The sequence below is a fragment of the Methylophilus rhizosphaerae genome (genome assembly GCF_900100975.1).
Taxonomy (GTDB): domain Bacteria; phylum Pseudomonadota; class Gammaproteobacteria; order Burkholderiales; family Methylophilaceae; genus Methylophilus; species Methylophilus rhizosphaerae.
This window is the reverse complement of record NZ_FNFX01000002.1, coordinates 517,775-536,093: the sequence shown is the minus strand read 5'-3', so window position 1 is coordinate 536,093 and position 18,319 is coordinate 517,775. Positions and strand designations below refer to the sequence as shown.

At 46.8% G+C, this 18,319-nt stretch carries 14 protein-coding genes and 1 riboswitch; all 14 genes read left to right on the top strand.

The annotated features are described in order from the left end of the window. Positions 1–210: 210 nt before the first annotated feature. The 14 genes from BLP53_RS06195 (at position 211) to rlmF (ending at position 18,237) form a co-directional block, all read left to right on the top strand. Positions 211–2,538, top strand: coding sequence for a TonB-dependent siderophore receptor (locus BLP53_RS06195; protein ID WP_245652662.1), 2,328 nt, complete (start codon positions 211–213; stop codon positions 2,536–2,538). A 191-nt stretch (positions 2,539–2,729) separates the two neighbouring features. Further along, positions 2,730–3,257, top strand: a complete 528-nt coding sequence (locus BLP53_RS06190) for a sigma-70 family RNA polymerase sigma factor (protein ID WP_091471410.1) — start codon at positions 2,730–2,732, stop codon at positions 3,255–3,257. Beyond that, positions 3,236–4,201, top strand: a complete 966-nt coding sequence (locus BLP53_RS06185; RefSeq protein WP_091471275.1) for a FecR domain-containing protein — start codon at positions 3,236–3,238, stop codon at positions 4,199–4,201. Before BLP53_RS06190 ends, BLP53_RS06185 begins: the two co-directional genes overlap by 22 nt. Before the next feature lie 111 nt (positions 4,202–4,312). Further along, the gene (locus BLP53_RS06180) at positions 4,313–6,763 is read left to right on the top strand and encodes a TonB-dependent siderophore receptor (protein WP_091471274.1); all 2,451 of its coding nucleotides are present in this window, start codon (positions 4,313–4,315) and stop codon (positions 6,761–6,763) included. Between the two features lie 9 nt (positions 6,764–6,772). Then, entirely contained in the window at positions 6,773–8,056 is a 1,284-nt protein-coding gene (locus BLP53_RS06175; protein ID WP_091471273.1) for a PepSY-associated TM helix domain-containing protein, read from the top strand. A 183-nt stretch (positions 8,057–8,239) separates the two neighbouring features. Next, positions 8,240–8,463, top strand: a riboswitch (cobalamin riboswitch). A 181-nt stretch (positions 8,464–8,644) separates the two neighbouring features. Next, entirely contained in the window at positions 8,645–10,924 is a 2,280-nt protein-coding gene (gene nrdA / locus BLP53_RS06170; RefSeq protein ID WP_091471409.1) for a class 1a ribonucleoside-diphosphate reductase subunit alpha, read from the top strand. A 214-nt stretch (positions 10,925–11,138) separates the two neighbouring features. Then, positions 11,139–12,272, top strand: coding sequence for a class Ia ribonucleoside-diphosphate reductase subunit beta (gene nrdB / locus BLP53_RS06165; protein WP_091471272.1), 1,134 nt, complete (start codon positions 11,139–11,141; stop codon positions 12,270–12,272). Between the two features lie 83 nt (positions 12,273–12,355). Continuing rightward, positions 12,356–12,763 carry a class I ribonucleotide reductase maintenance protein YfaE gene (gene yfaE, locus BLP53_RS06160; protein WP_091471271.1) on the top strand — a complete coding sequence of 136 codons (408 nt, stop codon included), beginning with the start codon at positions 12,356–12,358 and terminating at the stop codon, positions 12,761–12,763. A gap of 697 nt (positions 12,764–13,460) precedes the next feature. Beyond that, on the top strand, positions 13,461–13,742 hold the full coding sequence (hxsA2, locus tag BLP53_RS13550) for a His-Xaa-Ser repeat protein HxsA2 (protein WP_143001351.1): 282 nt from the start codon (positions 13,461–13,463) through the stop codon (positions 13,740–13,742). 6 nt (positions 13,743–13,748) lie between these two features. Then, positions 13,749–14,051 carry a His-Xaa-Ser system protein HxsD gene (hxsD, locus tag BLP53_RS06150; protein ID WP_091471270.1) on the top strand — a complete coding sequence of 101 codons (303 nt, stop codon included), beginning with the start codon at positions 13,749–13,751 and terminating at the stop codon, positions 14,049–14,051. Next, positions 14,044–15,501 (top strand): His-Xaa-Ser system radical SAM maturase HxsB, encoded by a 1,458-nt coding sequence (gene hxsB, locus BLP53_RS06145; protein WP_091471269.1) that lies wholly within the window; start codon positions 14,044–14,046, stop codon positions 15,499–15,501. The genes hxsD and hxsB overlap by 8 nt, the downstream gene beginning before the upstream one ends. Next, a complete protein-coding gene (gene hxsC / locus BLP53_RS06140) occupies positions 15,498–16,655 on the top strand; it encodes a His-Xaa-Ser system radical SAM maturase HxsC (protein WP_091471268.1) in 1,158 nt (385 codons plus the stop codon). The genes hxsB and hxsC overlap by 4 nt, the downstream gene beginning before the upstream one ends. Then, a complete protein-coding gene (locus BLP53_RS06135; protein WP_091471267.1) occupies positions 16,652–17,218 on the top strand; it encodes a hypothetical protein in 567 nt (188 codons plus the stop codon). Before hxsC ends, BLP53_RS06135 begins: the two co-directional genes overlap by 4 nt. A gap of 113 nt (positions 17,219–17,331) precedes the next feature. Continuing rightward, positions 17,332–18,237 (top strand): 23S rRNA (adenine(1618)-N(6))-methyltransferase RlmF, encoded by a 906-nt coding sequence (gene rlmF, locus BLP53_RS06130; RefSeq protein WP_091471266.1) that lies wholly within the window; start codon positions 17,332–17,334, stop codon positions 18,235–18,237. The last annotated feature ends 82 nt before the right edge of the window (positions 18,238–18,319 follow it).

The window sequence follows — 18,319 nt, the reverse complement described above, 5'->3', positions numbered from 1 at the left end:
AGCCCGTCAAATATATTGACGGGCTTTTTGTTAGCGCTCGCGTGGATGTATTGCATGCATTCAAGCAAAATGACGTGGCAGTAAAACGAAAGGGTCAGTATGGAGGGTGTGTTAACCAATACATAAAAAATTATTACAGGGACCTCAACAATTTTTTCGGCCCAAACGACATACCAGTGTAAGCAAATAATTCTCTGACTGGAAAGTATCATGCCTCTCTCTTGTAAGCCCACTTTAATAGCCTTGCTGCTGGCTAACTTCGTTTCCGCTGCGCAAGCGGTTGAACTCAATATTCCGGCCCAACCATTAGATAAAGCATTGAATGCCTTGGCGCATCAATCTGGCGAACGTATTATTTTCTCTACTAGCGTTACCAGTCAAAAAGTCTCAACCCCATTGCAGGGTGATTACACGACACGCCAGGCACTGGAGAAGTTATTGGCAGGTAGCGGGTTAGCCGTGAAAGAAACCACTGATGGTGGTTATACCGTGGTGCCCGTGCCATCTAAACCGGAAGGCAAAGCTGAGCCGCAAGCATTGCCGGAAGTCAGTATTTCTACCAATCGTATGGCCGAAACGGCTTATGGCCCGGTAAAAGGTTATGTTGCCAAGCGTAGTGCCAGTGGCAGCAAAACCGATACGCCAGTCGTGGAAGTTCCGCAATCGATTTCGGTAGTGACACGGGATGAAATGAATGCACGTAATGTGCAAACATTGACTGATGCGGTTGCCTATACCCCAGGCGTGCGTGTGGGTGCATTTGGTTTTGATCCGCGTTTTGATTCGTTCAGTATCCGCGGCTTTGATATGACCTACACCGGCATGTACAGGGACGGCCTGCGCCAGCTCAGCAGTAATTTTTCACTCTACAAGGAGGAACCTTATTCGGCAGAGCGTATTGATATCCTGAAAGGGCCAAGTTCAGTGCTGTATGGGCAATCCGAACCCAGTGGCCTGGTGAATATTGTGAGCAAGCGCCCACAGTTTGAAGCGAAGCATCAGGCAGATGTGCAGATCGGTAACTATGATCGCCAGCAGGTGCGCTTTGATACCACCGGCGCACTGGATAATGACAATACGCTTGCTTATCGACTGACTGGCCTGTACCGGGACAGTGACAGCCCGATCAAAGGTGCGCATGATGACAGAACGTATATTGCACCGGCATTGACCTGGCAGCCGAATGATAAAACCACATTAACGATCCTGACGCATTATCAGAAAGATACCACTGTTGGTAACTCTTCCTACTTTAATGATGCTGATGGACATGTGGATAAGCATTTGCTGAGCGGTGATCCGGCATTCCAGAATTTCACCCAGGAGCAATACCAGATTGGCTATCTGTTTGAGCATTTACTGAACGAACACTGGACATTGCGCCAGAATGTGCGTACCGGGCGAGTGGATATGAATGCTCGCTATACACAAATTGATGCGATAGATACAGTCAATAATGTCGCCAATCGTAGTACCGGTCAACTGGTGGAGCGCCTGCATACTTACGCGATTGATAACCAGGCCCAATGGCAGGGCAACACGGGTGATTTGAGCCATACCGTGTTATTCGGGCTGGACTGGACCCGGTCGATCAATAACGGCAAGATGGGGTTCGGCGCGGCCCCCGACCTGGATTTGGCCACACTTAATTACGGCGCGCAGCCTATCAGCGCGCCAGTACTGGATGACCCCTACCAATACCGCATGAACCAGGTTGGCGTATATGCGCAGGACCAGATCAAATGGCAGCAATGGATATTGACTGTAGGCGGGCGCCATGACTGGGCCGATACTTCACAGGAAACAACAGCCGAAAGTGATGATCGCAGCTTCAAGAAATTCAGTGGCCGGGTAGGGCTGGGTTATCAACTGGCAAATGGCCTGACACCTTATGTCAGCTATGCCACCTCTTTTGTCCCGCTGCTAGGCCGGAATGCTACCGGTGGTTTCTTTAAACCCAGCACAGGCCGGCAGATTGAGGCTGGTATTAAATATCAGCCAGAGGATCTAAACCTGATGCTAACCGCATCCGTGTTCCAGATTACCCAGCAAAATGTGGTGTTAAACACCGGGCCAGCCAGCCAGATGCAGGCGGGTGAAGTGCGCTCGCGCGGTTTTGAAGTCGAGGCTAAAACCAGCCTGGATTCTGGTGTGAACCTGACCGCAGCCTATACTTTCCTGATGCCGAAATTTACCGGACGGCAGGATGAGAACTACGACAATTTGCAATCAGGCCAGCCTAAAAATAACCTGTCATTGTGGGCCGATTACACCCTGCCTTCAGGAATGTTGCAAGGCCTGGGGCTGGGGGCAGGTGTGCGTCATATCGGTGGCAGTTATGGCGATGACGCCAATACTTATACCAATAGCAAAGTCACCCTGTTTGATATGGCGGCGCATTACCAGCTTGACCCGCACTGGCGATTTGCCTTGAATGCCAATAACCTGGCTGATAACCGGTATAGCATTTGCACCCAAGGATATTGCTATGTTGCCCAACCGCGCACAGTGATCGGGACACTAAGTTATACCTGGTAGTACCGCATGTGGGAGTCTGGTGTTCGCGTTAGTTCTTGTCGTTTCCCTGAATTACGCAGCACCGGACCTTAACTCTTAACGCGGATTGATTAGCTTGCTGTGGGATACCTCTTTTTATTCAACAGTGTAGATATAAAAATGGCTGGTGCATGATAAAATGAGAACAATTATCATTTGCAAGTATGGCAAAAATGTCAGCAAACGAATTTGTCGTCCAGCAGGCTATTGAACGCCTTTATATACATCACCATCATTGGCTGCAAAACTGGTTGCAGCGCAGACTTGGCCATACCGCCGATGCGGCCGATATCGCCCAGGATACCTTTATGCGGATTCTCAATGCGCCAGAGCATGTGGCTGAGAAAACGCCAGACTGGCAGTTACAGGAACCACGCGCTTACCTGACCATCGTCGCCAAACGGTTAGTCGCTAATCTTTATCGGCGCCGTGCACTGGAGCAGGCCTATCTGGATTCACTGGCACTGATGCCTGCATCAGCCATTCCATCTACTGAACAGAAGCTGATTATTCTGGAAACCTTGCAACAAATAGATCACATGCTGGATGGTTTGCCAGCCAAAGTGCGTTCTGCCTTTTTGCTGGCGCAGTTCGAGGGCATGACCTACGCCGACATTGCCGCTCAACTCAACGTCAGCGAGCGTAGCGTCAAGCGCTATATGGTGCAAGCCATGGCGCAATGCATTATGTTGATGTCATGAGTGTGAGCGATAAAACAGCCCTGCAGGCAGCCGAGTGGTTTTTCCGCTTGCAGGAATCAGACACAACGCATGCGGATCACGCAGCCTGTCGCGCCTGGCGGGAAGCGGATGCGACACATGAAATAGCCTGGCAGCGAGCCGTTGAAGTCAGCCAGAAAATGAGTCGCTTGCCAGGCAACCTGGCATATTCGACATTGCAAAACAGCCATCAAACCGGACGCCGCCGTGCAATCAAGGCACTGGCAATATTACTGACGACGGGCACTGCAGGATGGCAAACCTGGCAAAGTGAGCCAGCGCGGATGTTGCGTGCAGAATACCGTACGCATACCGGCGAGCAGCAGAGGGTCCAACTGGCGGATGGGACCGAAATGCACCTGAATACCTCGACTGGGCTGAATACCAGATTTGATCAGATGCAACGCCTGATTGTGCTGGAAGCGGGCGAAATCATGGTCCAGACCGGTCATCATGATCCGTTGAAAAGACCGTTGGTGATTGCAACCCGCTACGGTGAATTACGTCCATTAGGCACCCGCTTCACTGTCCGGCAGCGTGCGGACGATGTTCATCTTGTCGTACTTGACGGTGCGGTTGAAGTCATCAACAGCCGCGGTCAGCGGCGTGTGATCAACGCGGGCTGGCAGACATATTTTGACCAGCAGGCAATAGCGACACCGGTCGTTGCTGATTCTCATATGGATAGCTGGACGCGTGGTATTTTACATGTGCGCGAAATGCGCCTGGCCGAGTTTGCCACCGAGATGGCAAGATATCGCAACGGAATTGTACGCTGCGCGCCTGGCGTGGCAGATTTAAAAATATCTGGGGCTTTCCAGTTGAAAAATACTGATGAGGTATTTGCCAGTTTGCCAACTATCCTGCCGGTAAAAGTGAGCTACCTCACGCGCTACTGGATCACGCTGGATGCGCTTGAGGCTTAACCTGGCTTTTATAAAAAAATCATTCTTTTTTGTCCCTTTTAGAAAGTTGGCGTGTGAAGTGAGTAGGGAGATGCATATCTCATGCTCACAGGCTTATAAAAAGGGAAACTCATGCAGCAACACACTCATCGTTATCATCTACGCAAAGCAATACAGGCCGCATTTCTATTAATGGCACTTGGCAGTACGTCAATGGTACTCATGCCGACAGCATTGGCTGAAGATTATGCCAAGCCTGCTACAACTAGTTACCAAATTAAATCGGGGCCTTTGGAGCAGGCTTTAAGCGAATTTGCCAGGCTGTCTGGCATTAGTATTACATTACCGCCTGCCTTGGTTGATGGCAAGACAAGTAGCTCGTTAAGTGGAAATTACACAATACAGCAAGGCTTTGAGACTTTACTAACAGAGACTGGTTTGCAGGCAATTGAGACCAGTAAAGGGGTGTTCTCCTTACAGAAAAGTCTTCCGGTTACTAAAGGGCAGGCTGATATGCAAACCATGAAAGAAGTTCAAGTGGTAGGCAATAGCGATCAAGGTGCAGAGATAGCCACTGGGCCGGTTAAAGGCTATGTTGCCAAACGCAGTGCAACTGCGACTAAAACAGATACACCTATCATTGAGACACCGCAGTCGATTTCGGTGGTTACTGCAGATCAGATGCGAAATTTAAATGCTCAATCACTGCAAGACGCGCTGGGATATACCTCTGGATTGGCATCAGGTACTGTCGCTATGAATCCAGCTATTGCTGATTCTTTTTACTTGCGGGGATTTCAGGCAGACTCCGAATTTGGGAGCTATTATCGTGATGGTATGCGGTTTATGAGCAACATCTATAACGGCAAGCAGGAGCCTTATGGTCTTGAGCGGATAGAAGTCCTGAAGGGCCCCTCTTCTGTGCTGTATGGTGCGGCGGCCCCGGGTGGCATTATTAATACGGTGTCCAAGCGGCCCCAGGCGACGCCTATGCGGGAGGTCAATGCAGAGGTCGGCAGTTTTGACCGTAAGCAATTGTCTGCTGATTTCACCGGTAGCCTGAATGATGACGAGACATTGTTATATCGCCTGACTTCATTGGTACGCAAAAGCGATACTTATATCGATCACAGCCAGGATGACAGGATTTATATTGCCCCGGCATTGACTTGGCGTCCCACAGATCACACTTCATTGACATTGCTTGCCAGCTATCAGCGTATGCGGAACAGTGACCCGGGCACCTTGCCGGTAGCGGGTACTTTGCAAGCTAATCCCAATGGCAAGATTTCGCGTGGTCGTTATCTGGGTGAGCCGGATCATGACACCTACGACAACACTACTACAACAATTGGCTACTTGTTTGAGCATGCCTTCTCTGACCAGTTAAGGGTGCGTCATGGCGTACGCTCTTATCACTCTGAGCTGAATTTCGAGTATTTCCTGATGGGAGGGTGGGCAGATACTGCCCAGCGTCGTTTGAATCGACAGGCGCGTCTTTTTGAAGACGATACCTCTATCTTCACGACAGATACCAATCTGGAATACAAACTACAAACGGGGTTTGTGCAACACACGCTACTGGGTGGGGTGGATTACACCAAGTCTAAACATGCCAGTGACCGCGAGCGAGGCAACCTGGCCACCATTGATGTCTATAACCCGGTTTATGGGGCGGCATTTAATACCTTACCCTGGAGGCAATTTCGTACCAATCAGGATCGCACAGGTTTTTATCTGCAGGATCAGATGAAAATTGCTGACAAATGGGTAGTGCTGTTAGGAGGGCGGCAGGATGAGGTACGCCTGGAATCACTGAGCCTGCATTCGCCGGCAGATAATACCAATGAAAAAGAGCGCGCGTTTACTGCGCGTGCCGGGCTGGTATACCTGGCAGAAAATGGTTTGGCTCCGTATTTTAGTTACAGCGAATCGTTCGAACCTACCAGTGGGCGGGATCGTCAAGATGCACGTTTCAAGCCGACTGAAGGTAAGCAGTATGAGATCGGTGTGCGCTACCAGCCTCCTGAGAGCAATATTATGCTGACGGCTGCTGTTTACGAGCTGACCAGGAAAAATGTCCTCACACCTGACCCTACAGACAGTACCTTTTCGATCCAGACTGGCGAGGCACGCTCACATGGCCTGGAACTGGAAGCCAAAACCAGGATTGGCGAGAATTTTAACCTGATCGCTGCCTATAACTATACCGATGCGCGTATCACGAAAAGCAATATTGCCGCAGAAGTCGATAGTCGTTTATCCGGCATTCCCTACCATGCAGCATCGGCTTGGCTGGATTACAAACTGGATGGCTGGGGATTATCCGGTTTACTGGTTGGCGGTGGGGTGCGGTATGTGGCAGAAAAGCCTGGCAATGCAGCCAACAGTATTCTGGCCGTACCAGATTACACTTTGTTTGATGCTCGAGTCAGTTATGACCTAGGGTCATGGCGCTATACCATGAACGCCTTTAATCTAGCAGACCGGGAATATATTCCCTCTGTGTGCCTGACAGGCGTCACTGGCTGCAATTATGCGGCTGGTCGTACCATCAACGTGTCAGCATCTTACCGCTGGTAAAGACAGTCAATGCGTCGTCGGCTGGTGCTCATTCACCGATGGGCTGGGCTGGGTACCGCAGTTTTTCTTGCGGTGGCAGGTCTTACAGGATCCATATTAGCATTTCACGAAGAAGTGGAGGCATTGCTTAATCCTGCATGGTTTGTTGCTTTGCCGCCAGCAGGGGATGCCACTCAGCCTTTCATTGATCCATTCTTGCTTAGAGATAAAGTGGAAAGCCTTTATCCTCAAGCTCAGGTACAGCATGTGAGTTTCCCTAGTGCAGGAAAGTCGCAAATGTTTTATCTGAGTCCAAGGTATGATTTTAAGAAAGATCAGCCGAGCCTTCTAGGCGTCAATCAGGTTTTCTTGAACCCGTACACAGGCGCACTTCTTGGTGCGCGTGAGTGGGGAGTGCTGGTCAGCAAAGGTCAGTTTCATCGCGAAAATATAGTACCTTTTATATTACGGCTGCATATGGCATTTGCATTACCACATCCGTATGGGCAGGTATTGATGGGTACCGTCGCCTTGATCTGGACAGTAGACTGTTTTGTCGGGCTAGCATTGACGCTCCCTGTGCGGCGGCCGTGGTTATGGCAATGGCGTATTGCTTGGCTAATCAAATTTACAGCTTCCATTCATCGCTTAAACTTCGATATACATCGCAGTTTGGGGTTGTGGTGTTGGATTGTTTTGTTGCTATTTGCTTGGTCAAGTGTCATGTTGAACCTTGGTGAGCAAGTATATAAGCCGGTGATGTCTCCCATTCTGACATTTGATGAACGTCTAAGAAGCGCACCACGATTGCATCCACTGACCAACCCGATTGAACAACCGAGATTGACGTGGCAAGTGGCATATCGGCAAGCAAAGCATGCATTACACGTTGCCTCGGTGCGTCATGGTTTCTCCATACAGGCAGAAGATAGTTTCTGGTATCGCCCTGCGATGGGAGCTTACCTATATCGCACTCGCACTACGCTTGATCAAAGTGACCATGGTGCAGCTACCAATATCTGGATTGATGGTATGACTGGCAACATCTTGCGGGAGGATTATCCTGGACATGGCCTGTCAGGTGACATTATCAGCAAATGGCTAAGAGTGCTGCATACCGGGGCGGTTTTTGGCCTAGCGTATCGAGTGATTATTGTTATTTTAGGAGTTGTCGTGGCAATACTCAGCATCACCGGGATCGTGCTGTGGTGGAAAAAACGGCAAGTACGCCGTTTTGTTCAATTGCGACGAAAATCTCATGATCAAGATTCTATAGAGTCAACCGAGTCAACCGAGTCAATCAGTCACGGTTAAGTTCGATGAGTCCAATAGTCAGCGGGTTCCTTAAAAGATACGCTTATATGCCATTTCATCAATATTCAAATGCAGTGATTTTCTCGAAAAATATTCCTCAATAAAAACAATCAGTTGTTGTCTGTCAATCAAAATAAATCAATATATTGTGTTTTTGCTTGTTGAAAGTGCCTATATATTGATTTATAGTCCTGTCCATACGGTATGCAGTGGACATTCATCTGCTGCATTTAAAAGGGAATCTGGTGCGTGAGACCGCGTACAGGCATCATCAAGCCAGAGCTGCCCCCGCAACTGTAATCAGCGAGTTGTTTGCTGCTATTCAAGCCACTGAAGAGATTCGGGAAGGTACAAGCAAATAATGATGACCTGAGAGCCAGGAGACCGACCGTGATTTTTCTTGTTAACGTTTGAGGCGGGGTGTCCTCGGCAGATACAGTTGAGACTGAAGTTATCTTCAGACTGATTGTAGTTCTGACCTTTGTGCGTGTGCCTGTTCATATCCATGATGCATATTTAGTGCATCACCATGTGAATGTGCTGTATCAAAGTGCCGTAACCTTCGCTTCCAGAATTTGGGAGCCAACCATGTCACAATACGAATCCATGCAGGCCACGAAACGCGATGGCCGCAAGGAACCCATTAATCTCGACAAGATTCACCGCGTGATTGATTGGGCCGCCCAGGGCCTGAATAATGTGTCGGTGTCACAGGTGGAGTTGCGCTCTCATATCCAGTTTTATGATGGCATCCGCACTGATGATATCCACGAAACCATCATCAAGTCCGCGGCTGACCTGATTTCTGAAGAAACGCCGGATTACCAGTACCTGGCGGCACGCCTGTCCATTTTTCACCTGCGCAAGATTGCTTATGGCCAGTTTGAACCACCGCATTTGTTTGACCATGTGACCAGCCTGACCGGGCTTGGCAAGTATGACCCGCACCTGCTGCGCGATTACAGCCGCGAAGAGTTCGATGCGCTGAATAGCTATATCGACCACTGGCGCGATATGAACTTCTCTTATGCCGCAGTCAAGCAGTTGGAGGGCAAGTACCTGGTGCAAAACCGGGTTACCAAGAGAATCTACGAGAGCCCGCAGTTCCTGTATATCCTGGTGGCCATGAGCTTGTTTGCCAACTACGAAGGCCAGGCGCGTCTCGACCTGATCAAGCGCTTTTATGACGCCGTCTCTACCTTCAAGATCTCACTGCCTACGCCTATCATGTCCGGTGTGCGTACGCCAACACGCCAGTTCAGTTCCTGTGTGCTGATTGAGTGTGACGATAGCCTGGACAGTATCAACGCGACTTCCAGCGCCATTGTGAAATATGTTTCTCAACGTGCCGGTATCGGCGTCAACGCTGGCCGTATCCGCGCGCTGGGCAGTGAAATCCGTGGTGGCGAAGCACAGCATACCGGTTGCCTGCCATTCTACAAACTGTTCCAGTCAGCCGTGAAGTCCTGTTCGCAGGGCGGCGTGCGTGGTGGTGCCGCGACCTTGTTCTACCCGATCTGGCACCTGGAAGTTGAATCCCTGCTGGTACTCAAAAACAACCGCGGTGTGGAAGAAAACCGTGTGCGCCACCTGGATTACGGCGTGCAGATCAACCGCCTGATGTACCAGCGCCTGATCAAGGGCCAGAACATCACCCTGTTCTCGCCGCATGATGTGCCTGGTTTGTACGATGCCTTCTTTGCCGACCAGGACGAGTTCGAGCGCCTGTATTCGCAATACGAAGCCGATGACAGCCTCCGCAAACGTACCTTGCCCGCGGTGGACCTGTTCTCGCTCATGATGCAGGAGCGTGCCGGTACAGGCCGTATCTATATCCAGAACGTAGACCACTGCAATACGCACAGCCCGTTTGACCCGGCTGTTGCGCCGGTACGCCAGTCCAACCTGTGTATGGAAATCGCGCTGCCGACCAGGCCATTGAATGACATCAATGACACCGAAGGCGAAATTGCGTTGTGTACGTTGTCTGCTTTCAACCTAGGCGCGCTGGAATCACTGGATGAACTGGAAGGCCTGGCGGACCTGGTGGTGCGTGCACTGGATGCCTTGCTTGAATACCAGGATTACCCGGTCAGGGCTGCACTGAACGCGACCAACAAGCGCCGCTCCTTGGGTGTGGGTGTCATCAACTACGCTTATTACCTGGCCAAAAATGGCACCAACTACACCAGCGACGCGGCATTGGGCCTGACCCACCGCACATTCGAGGCGATCCAGTATTACCTGCTTAAAGCCTCCGTACAGTTGTCACGCGAATTTGGTCCATGCGGTGCTTTTAATGAAACCACCTACGCCAAAGGTATCTTGCCCATTGATACCTACAAAAAAGACCTGGACAGCGTGACCAATGAACCGCTGCACCTGGACTGGGAAAGCCTGCGCAAAGAAATCCAGAAAGATGGCCTGCGTAACTCAACCCTGACCGCGCTGATGCCCTCCGAGACTTCCAGCCAGATTGCCAATGCGACCAATGGTATTGAACCACCGCGCGGCCTGGTCTCTGTGAAGCAATCCAAAGACGGTATCTTGCGCCAGGTGGTGCCGGAGATTGACCGCCTGCGTGACCAGTACCAGTTGCTATGGAAAATGCCGAACAACGATGGCTACCTGAAGCTGGTAGGCATTATGCAGAAGTTTGTCGACCAGTCGATTTCTGCCAACACCAACTACGACCCGACTCGCTTTGAAGGTGGCCGCGTGCCGATGAAGCAGTTGCTGAAAGACCTGCTGCAAGTCTACAAGCTGGGCATTAAAACGCTGTACTACCATAACACCCGCGATGGTGCGACGGAAGGTGGGATGGAAGCCGAGGACGATGGATGCGCCAGCGGAGCCTGCAAAATTTAAATAAGCGCTGACTCAGTGGCTGCGTGGGTAAATTGTGGCGTTGCGCGGTGCTCGAAATCCTCATGTACTACTTGTACATTGCGGTTTCTGTGCTCCTGGCGACTTGCACTTTATCCCGCTCGCTCACCGTCCAACGCTTATTGCAGAGGGGTAATGAGTACATTTTAAAAACAGTTTGAGAATGAACACTTAAACATCAGGAACACTACCAGTCATGGCCTACAGTATCTTCACCAAAATCGACAACGACCAGATGAAAGAACCGATGTTCTTCGGTCAGCCCGTTAACGTGGCGCGGTATGACCAGCAGAAATACCCGGTATTCGAGAAGCTGATCGAGAAGCAACTCTCATTCTTCTGGCGTCCGGAAGAAGTGGATGTGTCGCAGGACCGTGCTGACTACCAGGGCCTGCCCGAGCATGAAAAGCATATTTTCATCAGCAACCTCAAATACCAGACCTTGCTCGACTCCATCCAGGGCCGTAGCCCTAACGTAGCGTTGCTGCCGTTGGTGTCATTGCCTGAACTGGAAACCTGGATTGAGACCTGGGCGTTTTCCGAGACCATCCACTCGCGTTCGTACACCCATATCATCCGCAATATCGTCAATGATCCTTCCATCATTTTTGACGACATCGTGCGCAATGACAACATCACCGCACGTGCCACGGATATTGCCCATTATTACGATGAACTGATCCAGCAGACCATGCTGTATTCGCAGTTGGGCGAAGGCAATCATGTCATCAATGGCGAGGCCAAAGTGGTCAACCGCCGCGAACTGAAAAAGCTGCTGTATCGCTGCCTAATGAATGTGAATATCCTTGAAGCAATCCGCTTCTATGTCAGCTTTGCCTGTTCATTTGCCTTTGCCGAGCGCAAGGTGATGGAAGGCAACGCCAAGATCATCCGCCTGATTGCGCGTGACGAAGCCTTGCACCTTACAGGCACCCAGCACATTTTGAATATTATGCGCTCCGGTCAGGATGATGCAGAATTCGCCGAGATTGCCGCCGAGTTGCAGAATGAGTGTTTCGAGATGTTTAAAACTGCTGCCGAGCAGGAAAAACAATGGGCAGAATACCTGTTCAAAGATGGCTCCATGATTGGTCTCAACAAAGATATTCTCAGCCAGTATGTGGAATACATCACCAACAGCCGCATGGCCTCGGTCGGTTTGCCACCGGCATTCCCCAACGCCAAAAACAACCCGATTCCATGGATCAACACCTGGCTGGCGTCAGACACCGTACAAGTCGCGCCGCAAGAGGTGGAATTAAGCTCCTACCTGATTGGTCAGATTGATTCGGAAGTTTCGGCAGATGATTTGAATGACTTTGAGTTGTAATCAGTGGCTATGCGGGCAAATTACACTCTATCCTGCTCGCTTACTTATTCATCGCTTCTTTGTTTTGAATTGCCATTTTTAAAGTGAATACTGTACAAAGCCAGCACCTACGCTTTAATCTTATCCCGCAGGAAACACTGCTCGAAGGCCTCGAGCGCACCGGGCATGAGATAGAGTATCAATGCAGGAGCGGCTTTTGCGGTGCCTGCCGCGTGCGCATGCTGGCGGGCGAGGTGCAATATCTTGAGCAACCACTCGCCTTCATCGCCGCCGATGAAATATTGCCATGCTGCTGCATACCAACATCAGATATCCGTATTGAATGTGAGTTAAGGCCAGAGCTGCTTGATACCAGTGCGCAAGACGATATGTTCCAGGCGCAGCAATCGCTGTTCGATATCTTGCCGCCAGAGCCAGGCAAAAAGAAAAAAGCACCACGCAAGAAAAGAATCAAATCCACGGTGCTGGCAAACAACCTCTCATTGTTTTAACCATAAAAAAAGCGCCTGGAATCCAAGCGCTTTTTGAGTTTACACTGCCAGCTGGTTCTTAACGCCAGCCTATCCTACCTTGTTAAGGCCGCACCCACTGCATTTTCAGATGCGGTGCCCGCACACTTAAATCCGCCACCGGTATACAACTCAAGATCTCACAGCGCCAATACATTTGTCGGATTTTCTGATCAGCTTCCGCGCGGGATTTCCCGTAGATCTGCAAGTTCTCAACCAGCACACCATTTGCGCTGCGAATGGTGTATAAATACTTTCCCGAAATATCTATCATTGGCACGCCACCCTAAATCTCTATCGGTGTAAAACACCGTAATTTTTCTAATAATTGCTACCATAACAGAGATTTTTGTGCATGTATATACAAAGAAGGTGCTGTTTTGCTATCTAATTCAATACTTTAATAGGGGTTTTGCATAAATTAACTTCGATTTCTCAGCTAACTAGCATTTGTATTTATGCCTAAACATTTATTTTTATTTGATAGAAATAAATGATGCTGAGTTATTTCTAACTTATTGATTTATTAGAAACAACTTTTAAAGAAACAAGCTAAGTTTTTTGGCATACGATTTTTTACATTGTTTTAACCTTATTTGAAATGATGGTTTATGGACGCCTATATAAATTCCATGATAATTTTCTTGAAAAATACCAATATTAATAGGGGAGCTAAATCATGAAAAGAAAATATCTTTTACCTTTAGCGGTGTTAGCAAGCGCATTAACAACAAATCAATCAAATGCTAAATCTATTGAGAGTGTTTCAATAGATGATCAGTCCAAGTCTAACTTGCTCGAAGTTGAAAGTGGGCAAGTAAATAAATTCGACTTTAGTGACAAAACTGCACTGAAGTTCATTTTAAAACCTAATAGTGACGGTGTTTTTTATGCTGATCACTACTCACATTCCTCACATAGCTCACACTCCTCACATCGTTCACACTCATCAGGTTATTAAGTGAGTATGAACACCACGACGCTCACATTTGATGAGCGTGTTTATTCTGTTGAAACAATACAGAAAGCGGCATATCGATTTATCAATAAACTTTCGGTTGATTTTGAGTTAAATGATAAATCGATACTTTGCCGTATCACCTTTGATGGGGATCACTCAGAACTACACCTCAAAAAAATAGAGGCAGATTTTAAGAAGGAAATTCTTGATCAGCACTTACGCCAATTGATTTCCAAAGAAACTGAGACTGTAAGAAATTTAATACTGAGTGCCACTTTCTTGAATACGGATTTGCAAGAAATTGAGTAAGTTTAAAGGGCTTGAAAGCTATTCTGCAGAAGACTCATCTTATGAGTTGTTACCCTTTAAGTTTGATAGATTCGATGACGAAAGTTATATCATCACTAATCTTGTTGGCGAATATCTGCTCATTGATCGGGATGATTTAGATGGATTGGTTCATCGGAAGCTAAATGTTACGAACCGCTTATATTCTCAATTAAGGTCAAAGCACTTCATCAGATTACCTAAAGAAAAGTCACCAGTTGAATTGTTGGCTTTGAAACTGAGAACAAAATTATCCAGGCTTTCTCAATTTACTAATCTACATATCTTTGTTGTTACACTTCGCTGCGATCATAGTTGTCCATATTGCCAAGTTTCCAGGCAGTCAGAAGATAAATCTTCATTTGATATGACTAAGGAAATGGCTGACAAATCTCTTGATTTTGTATTCAAGTCTCCATCTCCAGCGATAAAGATTGAATTTCAAGGCGGCGAGCCATTACTGAATTTTGAACTTATCAAATATATTGTTGAATCTGCTGAGATTAGAAATCAGATTGTAAATAGAGATCTTGCTTTTGTAATTGCCACAACCCTTTCGTTAATAACTGATGAAATTCTAGACTTTTGCAAGTTACATAAAATTCAGCTTTCAACTTCACTAGATGGTCCTGAGGTTCTACATAATTCAAATAGACCAAGACCAAACAAAGATAGCTACCAAAGATTCATTGCCGGATTAGAGCGAGCTAGAAACCGGCTTGGCTATGATCAAGTTTCCGCTTTGATGACAACAACAGAGTCGAGCCTAGATAAAGTTAGAGACATTATCGACGAATACTTAAAGCTAGGATTTAAGGGTATTTTTTTAAGGCCACTGTCACCGTACGGTTTTGCGATAAAAACAAAAAAATTTATGGCTTACAACACCGAGCGATGGTTACAGTTTTATAAAGCTGGCCTTGATTACATCATTGAACTGAATCGAAATGGAGTTGAGTTCTCAGAGTATTATTCCAGTTTAATTTTGAAGAAAATTCTTACTGCCCAAGAGTCTGGATATGTTGATTTAATGAACCCTGCTGGTATTGGAATTGCAGCAATTGTTTTTAATTATGACGGAAAAGTTTACGCTTCTGATGAAAGCAGAATGCTTGCTGAAATGGGGGATAAGACTTTTGAATTAGGTAATATTTTGTCTGACTCCTACGAAGATATAATTCTCTCAGACAAATTACTTGATGCAATTGAAGAGTCTTTTACGCTGAGTGCTCCAATGTGTTCTGAATGTGCATTTGAGCCATACTGTGGTTCCGAGCCAGTTTATCACCATGCAATACATAAGGATTTTTTGGGGCGGAAGCCTGAGTCAGAGTTTTGCAAAAAGAACATGAGTATTTTTAAACACTTAATTACCCTCATGGAAAATGATTCTGATACAAAAAAACTATTCCTTGGATGGGCTAACAGATGATCAAACTCGGGGGGAAGGTAATCCAGGTTCATCAACTTACTTCTGAAAAAGCAAAATTATTTGCGCTAAGCTCAAATCCAAACTTACCCCTAGTTTTAAGAAGCGATAAAGCATTCATTACCAGGACCAAGAATGCACCAAAGGGATTTTCGCATTACATTACGTTTGAGTCTCTAGCTGATGATATTGAGTTCTCTCAGGGCGAAAATTTCACTGTTTTGCCAGATGAGTTTAGTTATTTAAACGATGAAGATATTGTTCGTATCACACCAAATAAAGAACACATACGAGTTCTATACCGTAAAAGGGCGACTAACAATACGATAATGATTACAGAGCAATGTAATCATTATTGTTTAATGTGTTCACAACCTCCTAAAAATCACGATGATTCCTACTTATTAAGTGAAGCTTTCGATCTCATCAAGTTAATACCCAAAAACACCAAAGAAATCGGTTTTTCTGGAGGGGAGCCCACGCTATTTGGAGAGAAGTTTTTAGAGTTATTAGAGTTTACTAAAAGCCATCTACCACAAACTGGCATTCATATTCTTTCTAATGGCCGATCTTTCAAAAACATAGATTTTGCTAAAAGATATGCCGACATCAATCACTTTGACATGATGGTAGGTATCCCAATTTATTCATCATACCCTTCAACACATGATTATATAGTTCAAAGTTCCGGTGCATTAGACGAGACGTTGGCTGGTGTTTTAAATCTTAAAAGATTGAATCAAAAAGTTGAAATCAGAGTGGTTATTCACAAGCAATCAATAGAAGGTTTGTTAGAGCTATGTGAGTTTATTGGGCGCAATTTATTGTTTGTTGATCATGTTGCGCTGATGGGATTAGAAATGATGGGTTTTACTCGTGCAAACCTTGATAGCTTATGGATAGATCCTTTTGAGTACAAGGATATCCTGAGTGATGCTGTAAATATTCTGGTTAGCTATGGGTTAACAACGTCTGTTTATAATCATCAACTTTGTACTATTAATCAAGATATTCTGCCTTTTTATAGAAAATCCATTTCCGACTGGAAGAATGAATTTGCGCCTGAGTGTGAGGGATGTAAAAGAGCAAGCGAGTGTGGTGGATTCTTTTCGTCTAGTTTGTTGCATCGCTACAGCGATCACATAAGACCTTTATGAGGCGCTTTCGTAGGCAGTCTCATAAGTCGTTATTTTCAAAAACTAAAAACTTTCTGGAAGTTGTTAAATATATCGTTGAAATACTTGCAATACTTATTGCGGGTGCTTGGGCCTATTCCAAATATTTAAAAATAGAAAAACCTTTGGAAATCAGAACCGCGTCAACGGGTTTTCTTAATTGGAGTAGATTACCGGCGAAAGATATATGTTTAGCAAGCTTAGGCGTAACGATAAAAAACATAGGTACTCTTCCATTTGTAGTGAATAAAGTTGTAATTGAGTCATGGTCTATTGATGATGCGTCTCTAACGAGCGCACAAAATTACTTCTCGCCAGTCAGTGATAAAAATAAAAAGCTCCTTGTAAGGAAGGAATTTGTTGGAGCAGACTCCACTAGTTTAGTTGGAACGTATGGTGTGAATGAAGAGAATGCTACCGACTTTAGTTTTACTGTTAAATATGAGCCAAAAAGTGCTGTGTATTTTCTTGCAACTGTAACTGGACCATATGTAAATATCAAAGAAGGGCGTTGGGGGTTTGCTTGTGATGTTGAGGCTAATTAAGAAATGGTTGCGTATAATTCGTTGTCTTAATTACTCTCAGTTAATCCAGACTTTTAATGGTGTTTATCAGTAAGTGATTGATTGCCATTTAGGTCACATTTGTTTTTACCTTCATGAAGTCTGAGTCATCATCAACCCTACATCCAAGTAATCTGCATCGCACCGGCTATGATTTCTCTGTGCTGGTGCAAGCATACCCAACACTATCTCAATACGTCCGAACAAATGCTTATGGCGATGACTCGATAGATTTTGCCAACCCGCAGGCAGTGAAGGCTTTGAATCAGGCTTTGCTCAAGCAGTATTACGGCGTGGCGGTGTGGGATATTCCAAAGAATTACTTATGTCCGCCTATCCCTGGGCGGGCGGATTATGTGCATTACTTGGCAGATTTATTGGCAGAAAGTGGCACTAATCAACTAGTGCGTATGCTGGATATTGGTACTGGTGCGAATCTGGTTTATCCGCTGATTGCTTCGCACGCTTATGGATGGCAATGTGTGGGCGTGGATATTGATGCAAAGGCTTTGCGTAATGCGCAGCAGATTATTGAGACGAATGGTTTGCAGCAGCAGATTAGTTTGCGTCAGCAGGCTAACCCAGAGTCTATCTTTAAAGGCGTGATTTTGCCGGGCGAGCAATTCACCGTCACGTTATGTAACCCGCCTTTTCATGCATCCGCCGCTGAAGCGCAGGCGGGTACACAGCGCAAATGGCGGGGATTGGGTAAGCGGCCGCCGCAAGCGCTGAATTTTGGCGGGCAGTCTAATGAATTATTCTGTGAGGGTGGTGAGGCGGCGTTTTTAACCACCATGATTAGCGAGAGTAGGCAGTTTGCCAAACAGTGCGTGTGGTTTACCACATTGGTTTCCAAAGCGACTAATTTACCGTTGGTGTATCGCGAGTTAAAGAAAGTGCAGGCGAGGACGGTGAAAACAGTGGAGATGGCACAAGGCCAGAAGCAAAGCCGCTTTGTGGCGTGGAGTTTTCAGTCTGGGTTATTTAAAAAGCACATTTAATCAGCCACTTGCCATTTATGTTTAGGCGGCATGCCTGTGTTGAGGGATAATAACGCCCTCAGCGTTTTTGCCGCATTCTGGA